The 24,073-nt window shown below is 49.1% G+C and carries 25 protein-coding genes; 4 read left to right on the forward strand and 21 right to left on the reverse strand.

The features are described from left to right. Positions 1-6 precede the first annotated feature (6 nt). The 8 genes from scpB to G006_RS0106390 form a co-directional block, all read right to left on the reverse strand. Entirely contained in the window at positions 7-705 is a 699-nt protein-coding gene (gene scpB, locus G006_RS29075) for an SMC-Scp complex subunit ScpB (protein WP_051067705.1), read from the reverse strand. 409 nt (positions 706-1,114) lie between these two features. Beyond that, positions 1,115-1,936, reverse strand: a complete 822-nt coding sequence (locus G006_RS0106360) for a segregation and condensation protein A (protein WP_020482342.1) — start codon at positions 1,934-1,936, stop codon at positions 1,115-1,117. A 2-nt stretch (positions 1,937-1,938) separates the two neighbouring features. Further along, positions 1,939-2,592 (reverse strand): site-2 protease family protein, encoded by a 654-nt coding sequence (locus G006_RS0106365; RefSeq protein ID WP_020482343.1) that lies wholly within the window; start codon positions 2,590-2,592, stop codon positions 1,939-1,941. Between the two features lie 7 nt (positions 2,593-2,599). Next, positions 2,600-3,220, reverse strand: coding sequence for an L-threonylcarbamoyladenylate synthase (locus tag G006_RS0106370; protein ID WP_020482344.1), 621 nt, complete (start codon positions 3,218-3,220; stop codon positions 2,600-2,602). A gap of 101 nt (positions 3,221-3,321) precedes the next feature. Beyond that, positions 3,322-4,008 (reverse strand): tRNA (adenosine(37)-N6)-threonylcarbamoyltransferase complex dimerization subunit type 1 TsaB, encoded by a 687-nt coding sequence (gene tsaB, locus G006_RS0106375; RefSeq protein WP_020482345.1) that lies wholly within the window; start codon positions 4,006-4,008, stop codon positions 3,322-3,324. A gap of 61 nt (positions 4,009-4,069) precedes the next feature. Continuing rightward, positions 4,070-6,028: an ATP-dependent DNA helicase gene (locus G006_RS0106380; protein ID WP_020482346.1), complete on the reverse strand. Its 1,959-nt coding sequence runs from the start codon at positions 6,026-6,028 to the stop codon at positions 4,070-4,072. Beyond that, on the reverse strand, positions 6,028-6,750 hold the full coding sequence (locus G006_RS0106385; protein ID WP_020482347.1) for a tetratricopeptide repeat protein: 723 nt from the start codon (positions 6,748-6,750) through the stop codon (positions 6,028-6,030). The genes G006_RS0106380 and G006_RS0106385 overlap by 1 nt, the downstream gene beginning before the upstream one ends. A 25-nt stretch (positions 6,751-6,775) precedes the next feature. Further along, on the reverse strand, positions 6,776-7,315 hold the full coding sequence (locus G006_RS0106390; RefSeq protein WP_026146890.1) for a hypothetical protein: 540 nt from the start codon (positions 7,313-7,315) through the stop codon (positions 6,776-6,778). 322 nt (positions 7,316-7,637) lie between these two features. Here G006_RS0106390 and G006_RS0106395 point away from each other — a divergent pair, with 322 nt between their 5' ends. Next, complete coding sequence (locus tag G006_RS0106395; RefSeq protein ID WP_020482349.1) at positions 7,638-9,050, forward strand: PhoH family protein; 1,413 nt, start codon at positions 7,638-7,640, stop codon at positions 9,048-9,050. A 5-nt stretch (positions 9,051-9,055) separates the two neighbouring features. Here the strand turns inward: G006_RS0106395 and G006_RS0106400 are convergent, their stop codons facing one another. From G006_RS0106400 to G006_RS0106460, 13 genes are all read right to left on the reverse strand, one after another. Next, a complete protein-coding gene (locus tag G006_RS0106400) occupies positions 9,056-10,153 on the reverse strand; it encodes an AI-2E family transporter (RefSeq protein ID WP_020482350.1) in 1,098 nt (365 codons plus the stop codon). Positions 10,154-10,225: 72 nt separating this feature from the next. After that, positions 10,226-10,525: an STAS domain-containing protein gene (locus G006_RS0106405; protein ID WP_020482351.1), complete on the reverse strand. Its 300-nt coding sequence runs from the start codon at positions 10,523-10,525 to the stop codon at positions 10,226-10,228. Between the two features lie 45 nt (positions 10,526-10,570). After that, positions 10,571-11,773, reverse strand: coding sequence for a methyl-accepting chemotaxis protein (locus tag G006_RS0106410; protein WP_020482352.1), 1,203 nt, complete (start codon positions 11,771-11,773; stop codon positions 10,571-10,573). A gap of 4 nt (positions 11,774-11,777) precedes the next feature. Beyond that, positions 11,778-12,839 carry a protein-glutamate methylesterase/protein-glutamine glutaminase gene (locus G006_RS0106415; protein WP_020482353.1) on the reverse strand — a complete coding sequence of 354 codons (1,062 nt, stop codon included), beginning with the start codon at positions 12,837-12,839 and terminating at the stop codon, positions 11,778-11,780. A 9-nt stretch (positions 12,840-12,848) separates the two neighbouring features. Beyond that, positions 12,849-13,487, reverse strand: coding sequence for a chemoreceptor glutamine deamidase CheD (cheD, locus tag G006_RS0106420; RefSeq protein WP_020482354.1), 639 nt, complete (start codon positions 13,485-13,487; stop codon positions 12,849-12,851). After that, positions 13,484-14,320, reverse strand: coding sequence for a CheR family methyltransferase (locus tag G006_RS0106425; RefSeq protein WP_020482355.1), 837 nt, complete (start codon positions 14,318-14,320; stop codon positions 13,484-13,486). The genes cheD and G006_RS0106425 overlap by 4 nt, the downstream gene beginning before the upstream one ends. Before the next feature lie 24 nt (positions 14,321-14,344). Continuing rightward, complete coding sequence (locus G006_RS0106430; RefSeq protein ID WP_020482356.1) at positions 14,345-14,854, reverse strand: STAS domain-containing protein; 510 nt, start codon at positions 14,852-14,854, stop codon at positions 14,345-14,347. Then, positions 14,854-15,615 carry a ParA family protein gene (locus tag G006_RS0106435; RefSeq protein WP_020482357.1) on the reverse strand — a complete coding sequence of 254 codons (762 nt, stop codon included), beginning with the start codon at positions 15,613-15,615 and terminating at the stop codon, positions 14,854-14,856. The genes G006_RS0106430 and G006_RS0106435 overlap by 1 nt, the downstream gene beginning before the upstream one ends. Next, positions 15,612-16,118: a chemotaxis protein CheW gene (locus G006_RS0106440; protein WP_020482358.1), complete on the reverse strand. Its 507-nt coding sequence runs from the start codon at positions 16,116-16,118 to the stop codon at positions 15,612-15,614. The genes G006_RS0106435 and G006_RS0106440 overlap by 4 nt, the downstream gene beginning before the upstream one ends. Before the next feature lie 45 nt (positions 16,119-16,163). After that, a complete protein-coding gene (locus G006_RS0106445; RefSeq protein WP_020482359.1) occupies positions 16,164-18,509 on the reverse strand; it encodes a methyl-accepting chemotaxis protein in 2,346 nt (781 codons plus the stop codon). Positions 18,510-18,551: 42 nt separating this feature from the next. After that, positions 18,552-19,067 (reverse strand): chemotaxis protein CheW, encoded by a 516-nt coding sequence (locus tag G006_RS0106450; protein WP_020482360.1) that lies wholly within the window; start codon positions 19,065-19,067, stop codon positions 18,552-18,554. A 19-nt stretch (positions 19,068-19,086) separates the two neighbouring features. Further along, the gene (locus G006_RS0106455; RefSeq protein ID WP_020482361.1) at positions 19,087-21,165 is read right to left on the reverse strand and encodes a chemotaxis protein CheA; all 2,079 of its coding nucleotides are present in this window, start codon (positions 21,163-21,165) and stop codon (positions 19,087-19,089) included. Positions 21,166-21,204: 39 nt separating this feature from the next. Further along, positions 21,205-21,567, reverse strand: coding sequence for a response regulator (locus G006_RS0106460; RefSeq protein WP_026146892.1), 363 nt, complete (start codon positions 21,565-21,567; stop codon positions 21,205-21,207). Positions 21,568-21,981: 414 nt separating this feature from the next. Here G006_RS0106460 and G006_RS27605 point away from each other — a divergent pair, with 414 nt between their 5' ends. The 3 genes from G006_RS27605 to G006_RS0106475 are packed head-to-tail and all read left to right on the forward strand — an operon-like array spanning position 21,982 to position 24,070. Further along, on the forward strand, positions 21,982-22,542 hold the full coding sequence (locus tag G006_RS27605) for a GspH/FimT family pseudopilin (RefSeq protein WP_026146893.1): 561 nt from the start codon (positions 21,982-21,984) through the stop codon (positions 22,540-22,542). Beyond that, positions 22,533-23,033 (forward strand): type IV pilus modification protein PilV, encoded by a 501-nt coding sequence (pilV, locus tag G006_RS0106470; RefSeq protein WP_033194084.1) that lies wholly within the window; start codon positions 22,533-22,535, stop codon positions 23,031-23,033. Before G006_RS27605 ends, pilV begins: the two co-directional genes overlap by 10 nt. Continuing rightward, positions 23,030-24,070 carry a PilW family protein gene (locus tag G006_RS0106475; protein WP_020482364.1) on the forward strand — a complete coding sequence of 347 codons (1,041 nt, stop codon included), beginning with the start codon at positions 23,030-23,032 and terminating at the stop codon, positions 24,068-24,070. The genes pilV and G006_RS0106475 overlap by 4 nt, the downstream gene beginning before the upstream one ends. The last annotated feature ends 3 nt before the right edge of the window (positions 24,071-24,073 follow it).

Genomic DNA, 24,073 nt, shown 5'->3' on the forward strand with positions numbered 1-24,073 from the left:
GCGGCTTTAGTGGAGGGTGAGGTTTTCGGCGCCGAGGCCGGCTTCGGTTTGGGCGTCGAACTCGGTTTCCGAGACTGCGGTTTCTGGGCCCGTTTGTCCTGCGGGGCTGACGGGTTGTTCGATCTCGGCGGTTTGCGGTCTTTCACTGTGGTCCTGCTCAGGTTGCGGTTGAGGCGAATTGCCGAAATCGAAATTGACGATTTCTTCCAGCGTCGGTAATTCGCTCAATGTAGTTAAATTGAAATAATCCAAAAATTGTTTGGTGGTGCCGAACAAGGCCGGCCGGCCAGGTACTTCCTTATGGGCGATGACGCGAATCCACTCGCGCTCCAACAGGGTTTGAATGATGGAACTGCTTACGCTGACGCCGCGAATATCCTCGATTTCACCACGTGTCACCGGCTGGCGATAGGCGATGATGGCCAGGGTCTCTAACAACGCGCGCGAATAACGCGCGGGCTTTTCCTCGAACAAGCGCGTCACGTAAGGCGACAGACCTTCGCGCACCTGAAACCGGTAGCCGCTGGCCAATTGCCGCAGTCCAATCGGCCGGTCGGCGTAGTCGCGGGCGATTTCATCCAGGGCCATTTGCACCGACAAAGTATCGGGTTGCTCCAGTTCCGGAAAGGTTTCCTGGATCTGCTTAATCGTCATCGGCCGATTGGCGGCAAACAAAATGGCTTCCACAATGCGCTTGGTGTTCATGTCGCACTCTTTAATTATGTCGGGCTGTAATCGGTGGCGTTCAACCAGGATGGGTTCGACAGTGCTGGCGCGAATAATCTCAGACCAGCGCTGCGGCAAGCGGGTTGCGCGCCTAGCCTCGCTAACGGCCGTAGCCTCCGGCGCAACTGGCTGCCAACTAGTCTGCCAAGCTGGCAGCAGGCGCGCCGTTCTCCGCCGAAACTTGGGCACAGCGACTGGTTCGCTTGGCTCAATGGCTGGTAAAACCGCAACGCGCGGCTCGCTAGCCCAGATAGCCGGAAAACGCACGGCGCGCCGCTTGACCGGCACGAATATCGTGACCGGCTCGGGCCTGCTGCGAGGTTTGCGGGGCGTTCTGGGTTTGGCTGCGGGAATAACATCATCGACGACGGTTTCGGCTAACTGTGAATCAGTCCCCGGTGCCGCTATCGACGCGGATTCTAACTTGGATACCGGCGTAAGGTTCGGGCTGGAAGATGTCGATGATGCGTTCCTTGGAGAGTTCAAGGATGGCAAGAAACGCGACAACCACTCCGTTTTTTCCTTCACTTCGGGTAAAACACGCTGCGAAAGAGAGCTGATTTGCTCCGTTAAGTTTTTCCAAAATGGCTGCCATTCGTTCACGGACTGATAGGGGTTCTTTGGTTATTTGATGGTGGCTAAGCCTCTCGGCACGCTTCAATATATCCTGGAAGGCCAGCAGGAGTTCGTTGAGCTGCACATCCGGCAGAATTTGCTTAACATCCACGGTCGAGGTGTCGACAGCGAATTCAAAGGTATCGCGCTCGTTTCTGGGCAGCAGGTCGATTTCTTCGGCGACTTTTTTGATCGCTTCGTATTCCTGTAATTTACGGATCAAAAACGCTCTGGGGTCTTCCTCTTCTTCCTCGCTTTCCGGCTGTCTGGGCAGCAGCATCCGCGATTTGATCTCCGCCAGCAGCGCGGCCATCACCAGATATTCGGCGGCCAGTTCCAGACGCATATTTTCCATCATGTCGATGTAGGCAATATATTGCTTGGTAATCTGGGCGATGGGGATGTCGAGAATATCCAGATTCTGCCGACGAATCAAATACAACAACAAATCCAGCGGTCCTTCGAACGCGTCCAGAAAGACTTCCAGCGCATCCGGCGGAATGTAGAGATCGTCCGGTAAATCCTGATAGGGCTGGCCTTGAACCAGCGCCAGCGGCGGCAGCGCGGATTCAACCGGTAATGCTACTTCGTTCAAAACTACATGCCCGCCAAACTAAAAAATAATTGTTGGGCGTAGTACATTGGATAAGCCAGCAAATATTGCAACACGTCGGTAGCAAGTAATATCAACAAAAAAATAAAACCAAACCGTTCCAATCGATTGTACTGCCAAGCCCAATATTCCGGCAGCAATCCGGATAAAATCCGACTGCCATCCAACGGCGGAATAGGCAAAAGATTGATCAAAGCCAAAACCAAATTGATGCTGATCCCCGCAACACCGCTGTAGATCAACGGGAAGGAGATATATTCGATTTCCAGCATCACGCCGATTCTAGCCAGCAAAGCCCAGGCCGCCGCCATCAACAAATTGGATAAAGGACCGGCTACCGCCACGATCGCCATGGCTTGGCGCGGCTTTTTAAACGCGCGAGGATCGACCGGTACCGGCTTGGCCCAACCGAACACAAAACCGGTAAAGGTCAGCAACAATAAACCGGGAATAATCAGCGTGCCCAACACATCAATATGTTTGAGAGGATTCAGCGTTAAGCGGCCTTGGTCGGCAGCGGTGTTGTCGCCCAACTTCTTCGCAATCCAACCGTGCGCCACCTCGTGACCGGTAATCGCAAAAATCACCGGTAAAATCCAAACTACGATCCTTTGTATCAGGGTTAATTCGTCCATCATGGCTGTTTCACTCCAACATCGGCGCAATACCGATACCTTGTCGAATAATGTCAATCGACTTGTCGCCGCAAGCGATTACGGTAGTGGGTTGATATTCGATCACCCCGACATCTATCACCAGGGCCAAGTCTTTTTCCAGCCTTTTTCTGATCTCGTAAGGATCGGCCAAAGGCTCGCTATCGCCGGGCATCATCAAGGTGGATGTCAACAACGGTTCGCCAAGCTGCTCGACCAAGGCTTGAGCCACCGGATGATCAGTGATCCTGACGCCTATGGTTTTCTTTTTCGGATGCTGCAAACGGCGCGGCACTTCTCGCGTGGCATCCAGTAAAAACGTAAATGGGCCGGGCGTCAGCTTTTTGATCAAGCGATGCGCTTCGTTGCCCATTTTGGTAAAGTTGGAAACCTGCGACAGGTCGGTACACAACAGCGTGAAGTTATGATTATCATCCAGCCGGCGCAGGCTGCGAATTTGATCCATCGCCGCCTTATCGCCAATCTGGCAGCCCAGTGCGTAGGAAGCATCGGTGGGATAAACGATGACCCCGCCGTTCCGCAAAATATTAACGGCTTGTTGAATCAAGCGCGGCTGCGGGTTTTTCGGATGAATTTCGAAATATTGCGCCATGGGCTAAAAATATCGGCTTAGGTAAAACGCTATTGTACCTTAGAAGGCACTTAAAAACGTCGCGACGCAGTTTTAGCGGCGGGTCAAAGAGGCTAGCTCACTTATCTTTCCGATTGTTTTTTTGCCACTTTATCGCGCAGATAAACCGGCATGGCTTGCTCGACAGCCACGGCCAAACCATTGGCAAAACCGTAAGCACCCAATTGCGCGACACAGCCGGCACGCGGCCAGACTTCGACCTCAACTCCCAGCACACGCTCGGCTAAACGTTGGCCCAACTGCTCCGCATAAACGTCCCAACCGGAACCGACGCCAAAGCCAGCGCGATCGGGAAATATCACGTCGCCGGCGGGCGTCACGGCTTCCGCGCCGTATAACTCCGCCAAACCTAATTCGTTACGTTGATACACACCCCAAAAAATCTCGTTCATCCGTGCATCCATCGCCGTAAAACCCAGCTCAGCATCGGCGCGACGATTAAAAAAATCTTGGGCGATTGCCGCCAACGTCGAAACCGGCACCACCGGCAAATCGGCACCATACGCAATGCCCTGCACCACGCCGCCGGCAATTCTGACACCGGTAAACGAACCGGGCCCGCGACTCAAACCGATAGCGTCCAGTTGTTGCGGTTTGAGCTGGGCATCGGCCATCAATTCGTCGATCATCGGTAAAATCAATTTGGTATGTTCGCGCGGCGCGACGGCAAATTTTTCGCTAATCTCGCCATCGATAAACAAAGCCGCCGAACAGGCGTCGGTGGAGGTTTCTACTGCCAATAATTTCAAATCTGTACCTCTGTCAACAAGATGCCGGAAACGCTAACGCTTATTCCGGCCTACGCAATGTTCAATGTGATTCATCCAACGCAAAAAACCGCCGCACATCCTCGATCTCGCGGCTGCGCTTCATCGCCGGCACGCTATCTAAAAACATTTGGCCGTAGGAGCGCTTCAATAATCTGGGGTCGCAGACCATCAGCACACCGCGGTCGTTGACGTCGCGAATCAAGCGGCCCACTCCCTGGCGCAGCATAATGATGGCGCTGGGGAGTTGATGCTCGAAAAATGGGTTGCGGCCCTGCTTTTCCATCGCATTCATGCGTGCTTTCAGCACCGGATCGCCCGGCGAAGCGAACGGCAGTTTGTCGATGATCACGCAAGACAAAGCGTCGCCGCGTACGTCTACGCCTTCCCAGAAACTGGCGGTTGCCAACAATACCGCGTTGCCCAATTCCTTAAATTGATCCAATAACACACCCTTGGAACGAGTACCTTGCACCAGAATTGGATGATCGAGCTTACCTTCCAGCAATTGCGCGGCCCGCTGCAAGGCCCGGTGACTGGTGAAAAGGAAAAACGCCCTGCCCCGGCTGGCTTCCAGCACCGGCAAGGCGAACTCGACAATTTTGTCGGTAAAGTCCGGATCGCTGGGCTGCGGCAAGCCTTTGGGATGATAAAACAATGCCTGGTTCGGGTAATCGAACGGACTCTCCCAGCTCTGGCTGAGCGCTCCGCTCAAACCCAGATTCTTGGAAAAATGCACGAAATTGTTGGCCACGCTCAGGGTTGCCGAGGTAAAAATCCAGGTGGCTTTATGCCGGGCCATGAAGCTGCGAAATTCCTTGGCGATGTCCAACGGCGTACGGCTGAGGGTGAATGACTTACTGTAGGTTTCGTACCATTTAATCCACTGTCCATCCTTGTCGTTGATCAGCGTTTCCAGTTGCGCGTCCAGCGCTTCGGCCCGGTCGAAACAGGATTCCAGACCTTTGCTGCGCACCGAGGCGCGTTCCAATTGATCGGTCAAGCGCGCCAGTTGCTTTTGCAAGGATTCCAACGCGCCGGCGATTTTGGGATTGGTTTCGATGTCTTGCCAGTCGCCGCGGCGCAGTTCCAGGCCAAACGCCAAACGCAAATCCTTCACTTCGTGCTGTAAGTCTTCGCAAGCTGTGCGCAGGTCCGGCATATCCTTGGCGTCGGTGAAATACTCGGCCAGGCTGTCGTCGGCTAGATCGACTAATTGCTTGCCGCTGATCGTCACCCCCAAAAAATTGGAGGCGGTATCGGCCAGTTGATGCGCTTCGTCGATGACGACTACTTCGGCATCGGGCAATAATTCGCCGAAACCGGTTTCGCGAATCGACCAGTCGGCGCAAAGGAGATGATGATTGACGACGACGATTTCAGCCTCTTGAGCCTGTTTGCGGGCTTTAGTGAGAAAACAGTCGGCATAATCGGGGCAATTTTGACCCAAACAATTGTCGGTGGTCGAAGTCGCGTGAAACCAGACCGGATCGCCGTCGTGCACATCGGCTACTTCAGAGACGTCGCCTGCCTTGGTGCGTTTCGACCAGGCTTTGATCTGTGCCAGGGCCGCCGCATCTTCCTGACTGTAACCGAACGCGGAATTCAAAGCCTGTTCCAATCGATAGGTGCATAAATAATTGGCGCGGCCCTTCAGCAAACTGGCTTTGAATGGCCGTTTGCTCAAGGCTTTGCGTATCACCGGCAAATCCTTGTTGAACAACTGGTCTTGTAGATTTTTGGTACCGGTGGACACGATGACTTTCTTGCCGCACAGAATCGCGGGAATCAGATAAGCAAAGGTCTTTCCGGTACCGGTCCCGGCCTCGGCAATCAGATTTTGCTGCGACTCGATGGCATAAGCAATCTGCTCAGCCATCTCTATTTGCGCGGCGCGCGGCGAGTAGCCGTTGATAATCTCGGCTAAGGCGCCGCCTTCGCCGAAAATATCCGCCAATTTTGCGGCGGCGCTCGACAGCGCCGGATTGGAACTCTGAGCCACTAGCGACCGAAAAAGCTGTCCGCTTTGGCTTTAGCTTCTCTGGCCCCTTGGGAATTTTGCTGCATTTGCCGGGCTTCGGCGATCAGCAACCAGCTTTTGCGTTTCAGATCGAGGTCGCCACCAGCCAGCAGAGCCGCCTTGCCGGCCAACTCTTCGGCAAGTTGCGGTTTATTTTGCTTGATTCTGAGCTGCGCCAGTTTATAGGTCAGGGTCGGATTGCGCGAATCGATACGTAAGGCGCGCTCCATCACCACCACCGCCGCATCGAGATCGCCGCTGTTGCGGCTGCGGTCGGACTCGCTAATTAAAGCCACCACCGCCGGCGGCGTGCCGCTGGGGATGCGCGCGTCTTCTATGACAAACCTCGGTGCCGGCGCAGTTGCCGTAGCCACCGCCGCGGGAGCGGGTGCTGTCAGAGCCGGACTGGCTGGCGCAGGCGGCGGAATATCGGCCGGCGGCATCAACGGCTCGGCGCGAAAGGTCGGCAGATTCGGTTCATCTTTAAAGTTATTGCTAACGCTTTCGATGGGATAGGTCGCGGTATCGGGGGTAGACGCCGGTTTTTTTGCAGTGGCCGCAGGTACTTTGTTTGCCGCCGATTTTTTAGACGGGGCTTTTTTGGCCGGTACACTTCCCGCCACCGGCGGTTCTGAGCCTGGATTACTACACGCCGTTAATATCAGTAACAGAGGGCACAAAATTAACAGAGATTTTTTTTTCATTTACGATTTAAGTAGCCAAGTAAAATTAAAACAGTTCGATTTCATCATCGTCGCTTTGCTGATTCGCTTGTTGAAACAAGGCTAGCGCTTCATCGACGCTTTTACCCTGATGGATAGCATCAAACATCACTTTTTCAGATTCCATAGTGTACTGGTTACGAATGCTTTCCTGAAACTTATACCATTCGGCAGGATTATATAACCTGTGCGGCGTATCGATGATGATCGACAAGCCTTTTAGATTGTTAGACACGTGTTGCAAGCATTGCTGCAGGCGATCATAAAACTGGAACGCCACAATCGCCGAATAGATTTTATGCTGGGTCGCCTCGCAATGCGCCAAAGCTTGGTCGCGGCTCTCGCTCTGCTGAAAACCGCTCAGTATCTCATGGATATTTTTCATCTCTTCAACCATACCGGTAAACGAGTCGGCCAAGGCTGAGACCGACTCGTCGCCGGCTTTCATACTGCCTTCAACCTGAGCAACCGAGACGGTCAACAGTTTGATGGTTTCCCTAATCTGGCTCCAATCCAAGTCTGGCTGGCTTGAGGGTGAGAATGTCATAAATAGCTATCCTAAAAATACCGATACAAATTAAGTTGTCGCGACATATGTGCTCTATTGTAACCGACTATACACAACCAATGACGACGGCTTAAGTATAGAGAATCTGGAGAGTAGTCGATTATTGAGGCTTGTGTTTTTATAAAAACCGGAATTGACGAAGAGATCGCACTACTCTTTAAGTCCATGGCACCGGCACTTATCGCACACACTTCAAGCGATAGCTCGGTTGACGATAACTCCACAGATAGAGTAGAAATACATTCAGCGCAGCACCGGGTTTCTGTTGAAACCACCTTTCCACGCTTTTTATAAGGATAATATGAATATTCAATCCGCCGGCAAAAAATTGTTCGTGTTGGACACCAACGTACTGATGCACGACCCAACGTCCATCTTTCGCTTTCAAGAACACAATGTTTTCATTCCGATGGTGGTGCTGGAAGAATTGGATCACGCCAAAAAAGGCTTATCCGATGTATCGCGCAACGTCCGCCAGGTCAGCCGCTTTTTAGACGAACTAATCCGCGATGCCGATCAACAAACTATCAACGCCGGCTTGCCGCTTTCGCGCATTGAACATTCACTGAACGGCGAACGCGAATTCGATGGCCGTCTGTATTTTCAAACCCGCCAATTCTCGCATCTACTCCCCGCCGACCTGCCCGGGCAAATTGCCGATAATTCCATCCTGAGTATTGTGCTGGCGCTGGGCAAGGAATACCCGGATGTGAATGTAATCCTGGTCTCCAAAGACATCAACATGCGCATCAAAGCGGCGGCGCTGCAAATCAATGCCGAGGATTACCATAACGATCAAACCATCGAAGACATAGATCTGTTGTACAACGGCACGATGGCGCTGGACAGCGACTTCTGGGAAGAGCACGGCGGCAAGATGGAATCGTGGCAGGAAAACAATAACACCTATTACCGCGTCAACGGCCCACTGGTGGCCGAATGGTATCCCAACCAATATCTGTATATGGAAGGCGAAGATAATTTCGAAGCCATCGTGAAAAGCCGCGAAGGCGGCACCGCAGTATTGCAATTGGCCCGTGATTACCGCACCAAACACAATAGCATCTGGGGTATTTCCGCCAAAAACCGCGAGCAAAACTTTGCGCTGAACGCCCTGCTCGACCCCAACGTCGATTTCGTCACGCTGATTGGCTCGGCCGGCACCGGTAAAACCTTGCTGGCACTGGCGGCCGGTCTGTCTTTGACGCTGGAAAGCAAACTCTATCTGGAAATCATCATGACGCGGGAGACCATGCCGGTTGGTGAAGACATTGGTTTTTTACCCGGCACCGAAGAAGAAAAAATGGCGCCGTGGATGGGGGCGTTGATGGACAACCTGGAATTGCTGGGCAGTCGCTCGGGCACGACCGAATGGGAGCAAGGCGCTTCGCAAAACGTGATGATGAACCGGGTAAAAATTCGTTCGCTGAACTTTATGCGCGGACGGACTTTTCTGAATCGCTATTTGATTATCGACGAAGCGCAAAATCTGACGCCTAAACAGATGAAGACTTTGATTACCCGGGCAGGACCGGGTACAAAAATTATCTGCATCGGCAATCTGGCACAAATCGATACGCCGTATCTAACCGCTACCAGCTCCGGTTTGACCTATGTGGTTGATCGTTTCAAATCCTGGCCGAATAGCGCCCATATTACGTTGCGGCGCGGCGAGCGTTCGCGGCTGGCGGATTTTGCATCGGACAATTTGTAAAGCTATCAGACTAATGCTTGACTGATTTCAGCCTTTGGCCACGCCATTAACACCGCTTTAACCAGCGTGGCCAAGGGTATCGCAAAAAACACCCCCCAAAACCCCCACAAGCCGCCAAAAAACAGAATGGCGACAATAATGGCGATAGGGTGCAAATTTACGGCCTCAGAAAACAGCAACGGCACCAATATCACGCCGTCCAGAGCCTGAATCACCGAATAAGCGATAAATACGTACATAAAGTGATCGTTGCCACCCACACCCCACTGAACGTAGGCCACAGCCAACACCGGAAAAGTCACCAATGTCGCGCCGACATAAGGAATCATCACGGACAATCCCATCAGTACCGCAAGCAACATCGCGTAATTCAAGCCCAACAACCAGAAGACTATGTAACTGATCGCCCACAGGATAAACACTTCAAGAAATTTGCCTCTAACGTAATTGGCGATTTGCCTATCCACCTCATGCCAGACCCGCAAGCTGAGACTGGTATCCTTCGGCAGAAACTGCACAAACCAACCTAATAAAACCTGTTTATCCTTCAGAAAGAAAAACACCATCAACGGCACCAAAAACAAATAAATAATCACCGCCACCAATCCTACAAACGATTGAGCAGAGCCGGAGATTAAATCCTGACCATACTTGAGCAAGTCTTGCTGAATGGAAAACATGATTTCCCGAATTCGAACTTCCGAAATGAGTTCGGGATGACGCTCAGGGAAACGCATAATTTCGGCTTGGGTGCTGGAGACAATTTCCGGAATGTGTTGCACCAGTTGCACTGTTTGCTCGGACACTATCGGCACTAGTACGAACAACACAAAGCCCAGCGCAGCCATAAACGCAAAGAACACCAGATGCACGGAAACTAAACGCCCCAATTGGCGCTGTTCGGCTTTAACCACCAGCCCTTCCAATAGATACGCCAACACAATCGCCACGAAGACCGGCATCAGCAAATCCAGCAAGCCGTATATCAATAAAAAGCCGCCCAGCAAAACTATGGCTAGGGAAACAACTTGGGAATTGGGTAGAAATCGCTGGAAAAAATTTCTAATGAAATCGGAACTGGAAAAGTCAGTCTGTTGGTTCATGGAGTGTTGGCGGCTACGCAACCCGTTGCCGGTTTGATCGCGCCATTAGATTATATAAAAAAGCGGGATTGCTCAGGACAGTGTAAATAATTTATCAAAATTAGCGATTTCCAAAATTTTTTTCACTTCGGTACGCGAATTTTTAATCCGTATGGCCGACTTATCGCCAGCCATCTTATCTCGTAGAACTAACAGCATCCCAAGGGCAGAGCTATCTAAGTATTCAGTGCCGTTCAAATCCACCTCTATCAGTTTTACGCCATTTTCAACCAGCTTGGTTGCTTCGCGAAACTCATTGTGCACACCGAAATCGAACCGGCCGCTTATTTTAATCGACAGCACTCCCGCATCAACGCGTGCCTCAATACCCATATTCTCTAGCCTCACAAATTATCATGTCATTGCCATACATTTACGTTAAAACAGGTCCACATCGCCTTCGTCCATGGAAGATTGCGAAACAATATGCGATTTTCTGACTTGCCACTGCTGCTTCATGATTTTCAAACGGTCAGAACCTTGCTGTAATTGATCGCGCCAATTTGCATCGCTACCCGTTTTAAATACACCCAACCCTATGCTTACCTCGTCGGATAGCGAGCCGAAATGCTGTAAATTGAACTGTAAATATTCGATCAATTGCCGAGCCATATCCTCAAATTGCAGCCCTCGCACGGCATTACCGACACTGAACTCAATTTTATTTGTCAATTGGGAAATTTCGCCGACATTGCTGGAGATATTGGCATTAATGACGGCGATATCATCCATCATCTTGTCGATACTGGCCTTGGAACTAATCGCCACGTTCATGTCTTTGGAGGCCATTATTTCAATCATGGTTTGCGCTTCGTGGATATTATCCTTGGAAGCCTTTACCACGCGCTTAATTTCTTCACTGAACTTATCGGAATTTTTCGATAGATTCCGCACTTCTCCCGCAACCACCGCGAAACCTCGACCGGCTTCTCCTGCCCTGGCTGCTTCGATGGCGGCATTCAGCGCCAACAAATTGGTTTGATCGGCAATTTTTTGCACATCGCCCAACAGTTTCTCGACATGAGCCATATGGCCGCCAACGTCATTGATAACCGCAACCATCTCCATGCTCTGCTTACTGATTTGCAGAATATGGTCGATAAAAAACTGCAAGACATTATCGGTTTCCTGGGCAAAACTCGTGAAATTGAGACTACTACGCCCTTTGTCGGTACTTCCTTCCAGATCACTTACCAACGAATATACTATCGATGACTGCCCGGACGTCAAACTAGCCAAGCTATTGAAGCTGTTGGACATCGTGCTCACCGCATCGGCGAGCATGGATTTGAGCTGTTCCAATTCCGCGCGGAAATAGGATGCTTCTTGGTCAATACAATCTTTCAGATGTAATAAATAGTCATCAATCGCACGCACCAATTCGGCTTCGCTTAGCTCCTTGCTATTTGTCGAGGCTGACTCTTGCGCACGTTGAGCACGAAATGCATTGACCATCCACAATATCGTTGCAATTGGGGCCGCTAGCCAATAAACCAGCGCATTGGACGAAAACAAAGGCAATAACAAAACTACCAGCGTGAATAAAACCAGGAGCGCGTTATCTTTTAGGAACTGCAACATATCTTCAATCCACCAGGGCCAGGATTTTTTCCGCTATTTTCCCCAAGGATAACACATGATGCGCGGCCCCCAGTTTGTAGGCTTCGCCAGGCATACCCCAAACTATACTGGATGCTTCATCCTGCACTATGTTGATGGCTCCGGCCTCACGCATTTCAAGCATGGCTCTGGCACCATCCGCCCCCATGCCCGTCAACATAACCCCAACCGCATTGCTACCAACATTTTCGGCAACTGATCGAAACAGAACATCCACGGAAGGCTTATGTCTGTTGACAGGTGGACCATCATCAAGGCGACACGCGTAACGAGCGCCATCTCTCACAACCATGAGATGTTGATCACCTGGCGCTATATAGATATTTCCGGGCAATATCAGCTGCCCATCGCTAGCCACGCAGGCAGTCATGTCGGAAGCCTCGTTTACATGTTTGGCAAACGAAGCGCTGAAGGCGAGGGGCAAATGTTGGGTAATGACAATCGCCGGCGCCGTTCTCGGCAGACTTTTCACCAGTTCCTTGACCGCTTCGGTGCCGCCCGTTGAAGAACCCAACGCCACGATTTTATGAGTCGTTTTGAAATGCTTTTTCATCGTACCAATTGCATTCTCATTCACTGAACTAAGGGTAGGGACATCAACCCGATTGGTTTCCAAAGCTTTGACTTTTGCCTGAGCGGCCATCCTGATTTTACCGATAATCTCATCGGCATAGGCTCGTAAGCCATGGGAGACATCGACTTTTGGTTTTGCCACAAAATCAACCGCGCCGAGCGCCAACGCATCAAGGGTCACTTCGGCGCCTTTTTCGGTCAACGTTGAAATCATGACCACCGGCATAGGCCTTAAGCGCATCAAATTACGTAAAAATGTGAGGCCATCCATTCGCGGCATTTCTACGTCCAACGTTAATACGTCGGGATTCAAGGCCTTTATTTTTTCCCTAGCAATAATCGGATCACTAGCCGTGCCGACTACTTCAATATCGCCTGCCTCATTAAAAATTTGCGTCAGCATTTGGCGAATTAATGCCGAGTCATCAACAATCAATAGCTTAATTTTTGTCATCCTGGTTTCCTAAAATAGCTCTACGCTACCTTCAACCGGTGCGTCCTTGATACTCGAACTATATTGCTTCTCGCGCAGGAAGATAGTTTGGTTGTGTAAATCTTTAATTTTTTTCATTCTGACCCGTCCGGTGTGCGGAAAAAAATTCACCTTACGCGGATAAATATCGCCCAAATCATGAGAAACCAGATTCAACGCTTCAGTATCCACATAATCCAAAACGAATTGAATGTTTCTGGCTCCCACATCACCCAGGGTAGCGATGATTTTGCCGCCGCCGAACAACTTAACTTCCAAGTTTTTACGCTTACCGCCATTTTTCAAAATAGCATTGATCAAATGTTCCATCGCGTAATTGCCATAGCGCGAGGCATTGCCAACGACGGCTTCGTCTCTGTCGTTCAAACGACTTTTACTGGTCTCCGGCAACATGAAATGATTCATCCCCCCGACGCCGGTCACCACATCCCTTATACAAGCTGCCACGCAAGAACCCAGCACGGTAGTAATCATTTCATCCTGTTTGGTGACGTAGTAGTCACCGGGCATCAATTTTGCCGCCACTATTTGATTTTCTTGATCCCAATACCGATTGACATTTTCGAAGCCGGCGATAAGCGATCTTTCCACATGGGGCACATGACTCACTTACTCGACTTCCTGTAGATAGTATTACCTACCAAACTGAATCCGGTATCGAGCTGATGCAAGGATTCTGAATGGCCAATGAACAAATATGAGCCCTCCTCCAATAAGCCGCAGTAACGATTCGCTAACATCGCCTTGGTTTCCCGATCAAAATAAATCAAAACGTTTCGGCAAAAAATAAAATCAAAATACCCTTTCAAGGGCCACTCCTGCATCAAATTCAATTGTTTAAACTCTATCAATTCTTTCAATTCCGGTTTAACTCGCACCTTGTTCGCTTGTCCACCCACTCCTTTTTGAAACCAGCGTTTGAGGCGTTGCTCGGCTATTCCTGTCACGCGATCAGCCATGTAAATGCCGGTTGCGGCGATGGCCAAAACATTCGTATCAAGATCGGTAGCCAGAATATTTACAGTCCAATCAGCCGGGACGCTTTCCTTCAAGGTCATCGCCAAAGAATAAGGCTCCTCACCTGTTGAGCAACCTGCGGACCAAACTTTAATCTGTTTAGTCCCGGCATGTTTTTTAAGCAAACCCGGTACAACCGTCTTGCTTAAATATTCAAAGTGGTGATTTTCGCGAAAAAAAGAAGTGAGGTTAGTGGTGACAGCATTAATAAATTCAGTAAACTCAGTATCCGGGTTGTGTTTCAAATAGTGACAATACTGTTTGAAGCTGGTGAAGCCCAGCATGCGAACCCGTTTCGACAACCTCGAATAAAACATGTCAAATTTATCGTCCGGCACCAAGATTCCGGAATATTGGTTGGATATTTTCCTTAGAACATCAAAATCTGCTTGGGTATATTCAAACTCGCGCGCTTTTTCTTTCATTTTGTATATTCGGGTAGTGCCCCATCAAAAGAAGCCGGATGCCGCCTGATCAACTTCCAGCATTTCGGCAATCCCCAACAACTCCGATGCTTCAATAAATTTATCGGAAGGAAAATCGATAGAAATGGATTTCTGCAAGCCAATTGCGGTTTGCTTTAAAATCAATAACAGTTGCAAAGTCGCAGTATCTATCATCGTCACACCGGAAGCATCGATATCGATAGCCTCAAAATTGCTGAGCATCTGCGTCAGGCGTTGGTGGAGAACCGCCACATTTTGAATATTCAGTACCGGCTCCAATACCAAAACCGCTCTCTCACCTTCGGACGTAGATAGCTCAGAAACATCGGCCGGCACTTGACTCAGGTCCATCTCAAGGTTTGACGACACTTCTGTCGGGCTCGCAAGTTCTGTCCAACTATCCGCTGCTGATTCGGCAGCTTCGGCTTTTTGTGAGTCTTGCTTGAAATCTGATCGATGCATCCAAGCCAAAGGATCGTAACCGATCAAACTATCTTCATCTTGTTCCGCCATTACATCATTCTCCCTTCCAAAAAATCTTTAGCAAGTGCCGTAAAATCTCGTGCGGAACGGCAGCCGGGGCGATATTCAAAAATGGTTTTACCGAAACTGGGGCACTCGGCAAGTAAGGCAGTTTCCCGAATGGTGGTCGCCAAAATTTGCCCTGGGAAGTATTTTTGTATGACACTCAACACCTCCTTTGAAATACGTCTGGTCGGAATATACCTGGACATGACCAGAGAAAATTTATAGGGCCTTTTCAAAGCGCTTTCGAATTTCTTGATGGTTCCCACCAAATGCGACAATCCTTGTAATGCTAGATAATCACTGGTCATCGGCACCAATATTTCATCGGCGGCAAACAAGGCATTGGCTACCAATACCCCAGAAGAAGGTGGACAATCGATAAAGATAAAATCTTCATCGCGATTGCCATCAAGCAAAGCGCTGCGGAGGAGATCGCCGCGTCTGGCCCCACCATCCGTCAATTGCTCAATTTCCTGCAATCTAGGGCCGGCAACCACCAAATTCAGATTCTTTCTAACCGGAATTAATTGCTCCGCGAGACTTACGCCTTCCAACAAAACCTTATCAATCCCACTCTTTTGCGGATCTACCGAACCAAGCGAAACGGCCAAATGACTCTGTGGGTCAAAGTCTATCACCGTAATTTTCTTACCCAGTTTAGCCAGCGCGTGAGTCAAATTGACCGAAGTTGTGGTTTTTCCTACCCCGCCTTTCTGATTAAGGACCGCTACAATCCTCGCGCTCATTTACCCTCTGACATAGCAGCAAGCCCGGCAATATCGACAAACTCCTCCGGATTTAAAAGCTTATCGACATCCAATAACATCACCATATTTTTCTTGCCGACGAACATGCCGCGCATATATTGAGTATTGATTCTCGAACCCAAATTCGGCGCTTCTTTTATATCGGACAGTTTAATATCCAACACATCCGATACCGCATCGGCGACGATGCCCATCACCGAAGCACCCGAAGCAGTATTGACACTCATCACAATAACGACCGTCACCGGCGTATATTCAACTTTTTGCATCTGAAAACGTTCGCGCAGATCGACAATCGGCACAATGGAACCGCGCAAATTCAACGCACCTTTAACAAAATCAGGCGTATTGGGAATTTTTCTAATCGGCTCCCAGCCTCTGATTTCTTGGACTTTCAAAATTTCGATGCCATATGCTTCGCCTTCTAACTCGAAAGTTAGAAATTGCTCAACGTGCTGATTGGATTCTAAATCGGCTGTCATGGCGGCTATTCCCTATCTAATGGTTTGGTCAATCAAGCAACTCCGCTAAAAATCCTGCCATTCGTCGTCGGCTTGGGAGGTTTGCTTAAAACTACTCGGCTGACGAACCGGTTGCGATGGTGCCGCTCTATTGGCCTCTGCACGAACGACGCTGGAACTATCGGCATGATGAACAACTTTTTGCTGCCCGGATTTTTTTTCTGTTTTGAAAAACGCCAACATTTCGACCATATTGGTCGACAAGTCACTCATTGAAACACTGGCGGCGGATGCTTCTTCGGCTAACGCCGCGTTTTGTTGGGTAATTTCGTCCATTTGCGCTACTGCCTGATTCACTTGGCCTATTCCCGCAGATTGCTCGACACTTGCGTCGGCAATCTGCGCGACAATATCCCCTACCTTTTGCACACCAGCCACAATTTCGTTCAAAGCTTTACCGGTTTCGTTCACAAACTCGGTGCCAGCTCTGACTTTTTGCACACTGGTTTGAATAAGCTCTTTACTCTCCCGGGCCGCAGTGGCACTGCGTTGTGCCAGATTTCTCACCTCTGTGGCAACGACTGAAAAGCCCCTACCTTGCTCGCCTGCTCTAGCTGCTTCCACTGACGCATTCAAAGCCAACAAATTGGTTTGGAAGGCAATTTCATCAATAACACTAATAATATCGGCGATCTTATTACTGCTTTCATTGATCTCCTGCATCGCAGAAACCGCAGCCTTAACCACATTCCCACCTTTTTCAGCCAACTCTCTGGCGTTATTAGCTACTGCATTGGCTTGCTGGGCATTATCGGCATTATTTTTCACAGTGCTGGTCAGTTCCTCCATGCTGGCGGCAGTTTCCTGCAAATTCGCGGCCTGTTGTTCGGCGCGTTGCGACAAATTGTTGTTACCGCTGGCAATTTCTTGGGATGAGTTATTAATAAAATGGGCGGACTCGCTAACTTGACCGAAAATCTCGTTCAGTTTATCGATGGTGGTATTAATATCGTTCTTACAGTTTAAATATACGCCCTGGTAATCACTGGTGATTCGATTGGTCAAATCCCCGGAGGCCATACTTTGCATGGTACTGCCAACATCTCTGAAGACGTTTTCGATAACATCGGTTAGTTCGTTGATGCCTTCGCTAAGCGTTTCGAAAAAGCCTTGTTTATCGGCCATCTCGATCCGGCTGGACAATTCACCGGCCTTGACCGCCTCCACTATGCTGGCAATTTCCTGCTCGATTTTTACTTCATGCGTTCTATCCAACCATTCGACCACGATGCCGATACGCTCGTTTTCGTCGTTATTAACCGGATTGGCAACAATATTCATGTGTCGACTACCAATCACTAACGCCGAACTAAACGTGCTGGATAGATTTGCCAAAAGGCCGCGTTGGTGGCTGGGTTTTTTATGGAATTGATCGATATTCGCGCCCATCAGCTTGCTGGCATTGAAGTCAGGCAATTGTTTACGAATGTCCGCTTCGGCATTTTGAAACATTTCCACCACGGTCTTATTCATATAAATGATGTCTAAATCATTGTTAGCCACCATGACACAGGACTGCACATTGTCGAGCGCTTGTTTAATCCGCATCGCTTCTGATGCTACTTGTTTGGAATATGCCAAATCAGAATTCAATTTAACCTGCATGCCGTATAAAGCCCGATAGAAATCGCCGATCTCATCACCACGGTCCAAATCTATCGTATTCCGGAATTGCTCATCCGCCATGCGATAGGAAATACTAATCGACTTCTCTAAAGCCTTGACGACATTACGAATCACAGAGTATCCCAATATTGAGGCAAATCCCGCCAAGCCCAAAAACAGGAACATCTCCGGGTACTTTTGTTCCATGTAATGGTCGTAAATGGAATTGATTGTCGGCAACAAAAAGATCAGGTAGATAATCCCGACTTTTTTCCACAGGCCCAATTCCAATAATTTCTTGATTACCGCACTAATTCCCTTGGGCCTTATTGTGGCTTTATTGGCATTCAGTTTTTCATATAAGGATTCTGCCTGCTGAATTTGCTCCCTGGATGGCGCGTAACGAACCGACAGGTATTCCTGTACTTTGCCATTCTTGAACACCGGTGTAACGTTTGCCTCTACCCAGTAATAATCTCCGGTCTTGGTCCTATTTTTAACGGGTGCGGTCCAAGGGCGTCCAGCCTTCAAACAAGTCCATAAATCTTCAAATGCTGCCGGCGGCATGTCAGGATGGCGAACCATATTATGATTAGCCCCCACAAGCTCATCCTTGCTAAAGCCGCTGATTTCGATAAAAGCGTCGTTTGCATAGGTAATAATGCCTTTCAAATTGGTGCGCGTGACCAAAATGGTGCCTGGCTTCATTAAGACTTCGCGATCGGTCACAGGGTGATTGAGTTTCATTGCATATCCTCCGTTACAACCCAGCCATAAACAGCTCTTTTTTCAACTTTCATCTTCACCATCCAGGCCATCAAGTTTTAATAATTTATCTACATCCAACAGCATCACCATTCGGCCGTTTACTGAAACCAGGCCATTGATAAATTCAGTACTGACTTTTGCACCAAAATTCGGCGCGCTTTGGATACTTTTTTTATTCACATCGACAACATCTGAAACAGAATCCACCACAACCCCGATGATCCTGGTTTTATCGGCCATACGCGCTTGCAAAACCACAACTACCGTCAGAGGCGAATAGTCACTGTGTCCCAGTTGAAAGCGCTCACGTAAGTCGATGATAGGCACAATCGCGCCGCGGAGATTGACTACGCCTTTTTCATAAGCAGGCACATTAGGAATTCGCGATACCGGTTCCCAACTGCGAATTTCCTGAACTCTTAGAATATCTACACCATATTCTTCCTGGCCCAAGGTAAAGCTTAAAAACTGCAAACTAGTGTCCAACCGCTTGGCATCTTGCTGGTCTGTAATGCTGTGTTCGATTATTTCCGACATGACACGCTTTAGATTAGGTTTATTGATTGGACAAACGCACGAGACCGGGGATATCAAGAATCAGGGCCACGGAACCATCACCCAGAATAGTTGCACCAGATACACCTTCAATCCGTCGATAATTCGCTTCCAGCGACTTGATCACCACTTGCTGTTGCCCAAGTAAATCATCTACGAACAATCCGCAACGCAAACCTTGCCCTTCGACAACTACAATTAAACCTTCGGTTAGCTTGGTGGTTTTCGCGGTGGGTACGTTAAAAATTTGATGCATTCTGATAATCGGCAGATATTGGCCGCGTAACAGGAAAGTTTCCCCTTTGCCCGCCACTCGATTGAGCCTGTCTTCCTTGACATGGAGTGACTCGATAATAGAACCCAAAGGTAATATGTAGGTTTCGTCGCCAACCGCAATCGACTGCCCATCAAGGATAGCCAGAGTGAGTGGGAGGTGAATGGAAATGGTTGATCCTTTGCCCAACTCGGAAAGGATTTCTATGTTGCCGCCCAAGGCCTGGATATTACGTCGTACCACATCCATGCCTACGCCGCGACCGGAAATATCGGTAAGCTTTTCGGCCGTAGAAAACCCGGGCATAAAAATCAGCTCGTATGTTTGCTTATCGCTTAAGATTGCATCGGGATCGATCAAACCCTTTTCAATTGCCTTGGCCCGTAATTTATCTTTGTCGAGGCCTTTACCATCGTCAGTCACTTCAATCACGATATTGCCGCCGCGATGATAGGCCTCAAGAGTCACCGTACCCGTTTCGGGCTTTCCGGCCGCCAGCCTGACATCCGGCATTTCAATGCCATGATCCAGGCTGTTTCTCACTAAATGAACCAGAGGATCGCTGAGCAATTCGACAACTGTCTTATCCACTTCGGTGTTTTCACCCACCAATTTAAGTTCGATTTTTTTGCCGAGTTTGCTGCTGATATCATGCGCCAATCGCGGGAAACGGCTAAACACGAAACTGATAGGCAGCATGCGAATGTTCATCACGCTTTCTTGCAGCTCGCGGGTATGTCGCTCTAACTGGGAAAGACCGTTTTTCAATTGATCCAATTTATTAAGTTCGAAATGTTCACCTAACAAACTGAGCATGGATTGCGTAATGACCAACTCCCCGACCATGTTGATCAAGGTATCGATTTTACTAGTATCCACACGAATGGAACTTGAACCTTTCGGTGCGGCTTTTGCGTCCTCTTTTTTACCGTTTTTACGGTCTACCGCATTGGCCTCGGATTCTTCGGTACTTGTAAACTCAGCGCTTATTTCTCTAGCAACGCTATTTGTAACGGGTTTTATCGCTATGTCTGCTGACACATCGGCTTGTGTAGAACTTGTGGACGTTTTGTAGATCGGTTGTTTAGCCAAATCGCAATCGTCCTCAACCCAATCGAAAATCTCGTCGATTTCCGTTTCCGGGATATCGCCCGACACCTCCAACTTCCACGACAAATGACACTCTTCAGGATCCAAATCGTAAAGATTCGGCACGCCTTGCAAGTCTGCGGTTGTGGTCAACTTCCCCAGCGACGCTAATTCCCTAAACATCCGTACCGGCTCGTTGCCGGTCTTCAATAGATGTAAGTGCGGACTGAATGCGATAACCCAACCCGCTATTTGCTTAACATCATCAGCAGACAGAACCGTAGAGGCTTTTGCTGTCTGTTTTCCAGCCGAGGGAATGTTCGGAACAGCGTTATTCAGTTCGCTATCCAAGGCTAATTTATGCTCAGCCACATCGGATTGGTCTACTTCACTACCGTTTTGTATCGATTGCAGCATATCTCGCAGGCAATCGACTGACCCCAACAACACATCAACCGCGGGTTGGGTGATTTTTCTACGGCCGTCGCGCATTTCATCGAGCAAGGTCTCCATGACATGGGTAAAGTCGGAAACCGCGGTAAAACCGAAAGTCCCGCTACCGCCTTTTATAGAATGCGCGGCGCGGAAAATGGTGTTGATGTCTTCGACGTTAACATCCCCCAAATCAAGATTGAGCAATCCAGATTCCATCGCGTCAAGCCCTTCGAAACTTTCTTCGAAAAAAACCTGATGAAATTGCGCCATATCGATTGACATAGAATTACCCGGTGCTGATGTCTCTGAAGAGGCGGATATTTAGCCCATCACTTTTTTGATCGTTTTCAAGAGCTGGTCTGGATTGAATGGCTTCACTATCCAGCCGGTTGCACCGGCATCTTTGCCCTGCTGCTTTTTATCCGTTCCCGCCTCAGTGGTTAGCATCAACATTGGCGTAAACTTGTAGTTGGGCAAAGCGCGTAAGTCTCTAATCAACTCAATTCCGTCCTTGTTTGGCATATTCACATCGGTAACCACGCAATCGAAAGCTTGCGCTTTGGCTTTGTTCAAGGCATCCGCTCCATCAACAGCTTCCACCACGTTATAACCCGCGCCTTTTAAGGTAAACGCCACCATCTGCCTCATTGATGCGGAATCGTCTACAGCAAGAATTGTTGCCACAATTTTCTCCTCCAAATTTATCGATCATAATTTAAAACTGTCAAACCCGTGCAAACTGCGATTGCCAGTTCACCTGATTAGAATTTTACATTGCTGTGATTGTAGCTAAGCTCCGTTAAGATTGTAGTTAGAGAAAGCTGATCTTGCCGAAAAACACTCATTTTAAAAATCTAAGACGCTTCATTGCGGAGATCGCCATTTTGGGCGAATATCTGAAAACACTCACATTGCGATTGTGGTTTAACTCGCATAACTTTGTTAAATCCTGTGCTATCTTCAAATTCGATTTTGACGAGCCACCGCTTCCCCGTTCGCGCAGTAGAAATGAACTTCTCATAGGTCGGAGCGGCAAATAACAGCAACAGAGTTTGAGTTCATTTCCGCCCAACCACGTGAGTCACAATCCAATAAATTATGCAAAAATTATTCACCGAAACATCTAAAGGATTCACGCTGGTCGAGCTGATGGTGACCATCGCTATCGCCGGCGTTCTGGTGGGTATTGCAATTCCAAGCTTTACATCGATTATCAGCAACAACCGTTTAACCACATCAGCGAACGAATTAGTCACCGCATTGAATTTGGCGCGAAGCGAGGCCGTTAAGCGGGGCTTACAAGTGACCGTAAGACGCAAGGGAGCAACTAGTACACAGTGGGAAAGCGGTTGGGATATTTTTGTGGATAGGGATGGCAACAATACATTCTCAGACAACGGAAATTCCACGCTGTGTGAAGCGACTGAAGATTGTCTTTTAAAAACCTATTCGGCCTTACCAGGAAATTTAACCCTAAGAACAGGCAATAGCTCATATAAAGATTATGCGGCATATTTGCCAAATGGCTTAAGTAAAGCCGGCGTTGGTGATACTTTCACCTTATGCAGCGATTCAGGAACATCGATGCCACAGCGAACAATTGTCATCAATCCTATTGGACGCCCGAGAACATCAGCGGCGACAGGAACATGCCCTTGAGAAACCTAAGCGGACAGCCCGTAAATCATAACCATGGATTCACACTGATTGAAGTCCTTATAGCAGTGGTTATTCTAGCGCTAGGATTGCTTGGCCTGGCTGGCTTGCAATCCACAAGCCTGCGAAACAATCAAAGTGCATATTTTCGCTCACAGGCCACTTTGCTTGCTTACGATATAGCTGACCGAGTACGAGCAAATGCTGTGGGTAACTACGACAATCAAGCAGAAACCAATAACAATTGCTTGGCGAACACTTGCACACCCGCACAAATGGCTGGTTACGATTTAAAACAATGGAACGACCAGTTAAGAAATCAATTACCTAGCGGCGAAGGTGTGGTTTGTAAGGACAAAACCCCGGGGGACGGAAATTCAAAATCCGCACACAACTGCGACGGGATAGGCGATGCGTATGCAGTAAAAATCTGGTGGGATGACGACCACGATGGGGCTGCGACGCAACGGTTTGTAATGAGTTTTCAGCCATGAAAAAAAATCAGATCTATTTCCTGCAAACAGGCATGACTCTCATAGAAATTATGATTGCGCTGCTTCTAGGCGCATTCCTATTAGGCGGGGTAATTAAGATTTTCGTTAACGCGAAGCAGACTTACGGGATGCAGGAAGGCTTATCCCGGTTACAAGAAAACAGCCGTTATGCGTTGGAAATACTCAGCAAAGACTTGCGCTTAAGCGGTTTTCAAGGCTGTATTTCCATCACCGATTTAACACCCACCAATACGGCCGCCGCGCCGATTATTGCACCAACGCCCGCCTCTATTATCGTCGGCTACAACGGCAGTGAGGCATCGCCGGCAACAGCCACTTGGTCCCCAGCCTTACCGGCTGCCTTGTCAGGTTTAACCACTCCGATTACCCCTGGCACCGATGTGATAACAGTAGTTTTCGGTGAAAGTTGCGGCGGTTATTTGTCAGCAGATATGGCAAGCGCAACCTCGGATATACAAATTTCCAGTTCCAATACCTGCGGCATAGCTGATGGTGATCCGGTTTTAATATCCAGCTGTAGCAACGCCGACCTTTTCCGGGCCACCACAGGCACTACCTCGACACTGATAAAGCACAATGCGGTGTCTTTGCCGGCAACTTGCGCTTCCCCACCGTGCTACAAAACCAGCTCGGAAGTCTTTGCGTACCGCGCATACAGCTATTTCATCCGCCCAGGCGCAAGCGGCGAACCGGCTCTTTGGCGATACGACAACACCAAGGCCGCAAGTGCCGCCAATCCTGTTGAAATATTGGATGGCATAGAAAACCTGCAAATTCTCTATGGCGAAGATACCGATGCCGACGGTGTAGCCAACCAATATAAAACCGCAGCTAACGTCACCGATATCACCGATGTCGCCAGCGTGCGTATCTCGCTCTTGGCGCGCACCAGCGAGAACCTAGCCTCGCAGACCCTCACTTACGATTACAACGGGAACACTGGCATTAACCCAGGTGACCGGCGAATTCGCCGCGTGTTCAACGCGACGCTTGCAGTGCGTAATCGGTTGCAATAGGTG

The organism is Methylomonas sp. MK1 (assembly GCF_000365425.1).
Classification (GTDB): Bacteria; Pseudomonadota; Gammaproteobacteria; order Methylococcales; family Methylomonadaceae; genus Methylomonas.

What these genes read in the sequence shown, in the direction of transcription:
- G006_RS0106425 (WP_020482355.1), bottom strand. Translation starts at nt 14,320, where the DNA reads ATGAAAGAAAAAGCGCGCGAGTTTGAATATACCCAAGCAGATTTTGAT.
- pilV (WP_033194084.1), top strand. Translation starts at nt 22,533, where the DNA reads ATGCCCTTGAGAAACCTAAGCGGACAGCCCGTAAATCATAACCATGGA.
- G006_RS0106430 (WP_020482356.1), bottom strand. Translation starts at nt 14,854, where the DNA reads ATGGCGGAACAAGATGAAGATAGTTTGATCGGTTACGATCCTTTGGCT.
- G006_RS0106440 (WP_020482358.1), bottom strand. Translation starts at nt 16,118, where the DNA reads ATGACAGCCGATTTAGAATCCAATCAGCACGTTGAGCAATTTCTAACT.
- G006_RS0106435 (WP_020482357.1), bottom strand. Translation starts at nt 15,615, where the DNA reads ATGAGCGCGAGGATTGTAGCGGTCCTTAATCAGAAAGGCGGGGTAGGA.
- scpB (WP_051067705.1), bottom strand. Translation starts at nt 705, where the DNA reads ATGAACACCAAGCGCATTGTGGAAGCCATTTTGTTTGCCGCCAATCGG.
- G006_RS0106450 (WP_020482360.1), bottom strand. Translation starts at nt 19,067, where the DNA reads ATGTCGGAAATAATCGAACACAGCATTACAGACCAGCAAGATGCCAAG.
- G006_RS0106405 (WP_020482351.1), bottom strand. Translation starts at nt 10,525, where the DNA reads ATGGGTATTGAGGCACGCGTTGATGCGGGAGTGCTGTCGATTAAAATA.
- G006_RS0106385 (WP_020482347.1), bottom strand. Translation starts at nt 6,750, where the DNA reads ATGAAAAAAAAATCTCTGTTAATTTTGTGCCCTCTGTTACTGATATTA.
- G006_RS0106445 (WP_020482359.1), bottom strand. Translation starts at nt 18,509, where the DNA reads ATGAAACTCAATCACCCTGTGACCGATCGCGAAGTCTTAATGAAGCCA.
- G006_RS0106455 (WP_020482361.1), bottom strand. Translation starts at nt 21,165, where the DNA reads ATGTCAATCGATATGGCGCAATTTCATCAGGTTTTTTTCGAAGAAAGT.
- G006_RS27605 (WP_026146893.1), top strand. Translation starts at nt 21,982, where the DNA reads ATGCAAAAATTATTCACCGAAACATCTAAAGGATTCACGCTGGTCGAG.
- G006_RS0106415 (WP_020482353.1), bottom strand. Translation starts at nt 12,839, where the DNA reads ATGACAAAAATTAAGCTATTGATTGTTGATGACTCGGCATTAATTCGC.
- G006_RS0106370 (WP_020482344.1), bottom strand. Translation starts at nt 3,220, where the DNA reads ATGGCGCAATATTTCGAAATTCATCCGAAAAACCCGCAGCCGCGCTTG.
- G006_RS0106475 (WP_020482364.1), top strand. Translation starts at nt 23,030, where the DNA reads ATGAAAAAAAATCAGATCTATTTCCTGCAAACAGGCATGACTCTCATA.
- G006_RS0106410 (WP_020482352.1), bottom strand. Translation starts at nt 11,773, where the DNA reads ATGTTGCAGTTCCTAAAAGATAACGCGCTCCTGGTTTTATTCACGCTG.
- G006_RS0106395 (WP_020482349.1), top strand. Translation starts at nt 7,638, where the DNA reads ATGAATATTCAATCCGCCGGCAAAAAATTGTTCGTGTTGGACACCAAC.
- G006_RS0106390 (WP_026146890.1), bottom strand. Translation starts at nt 7,315, where the DNA reads ATGACATTCTCACCCTCAAGCCAGCCAGACTTGGATTGGAGCCAGATT.
- G006_RS0106400 (WP_020482350.1), bottom strand. Translation starts at nt 10,153, where the DNA reads ATGAACCAACAGACTGACTTTTCCAGTTCCGATTTCATTAGAAATTTT.
- G006_RS0106365 (WP_020482343.1), bottom strand. Translation starts at nt 2,592, where the DNA reads ATGATGGACGAATTAACCCTGATACAAAGGATCGTAGTTTGGATTTTA.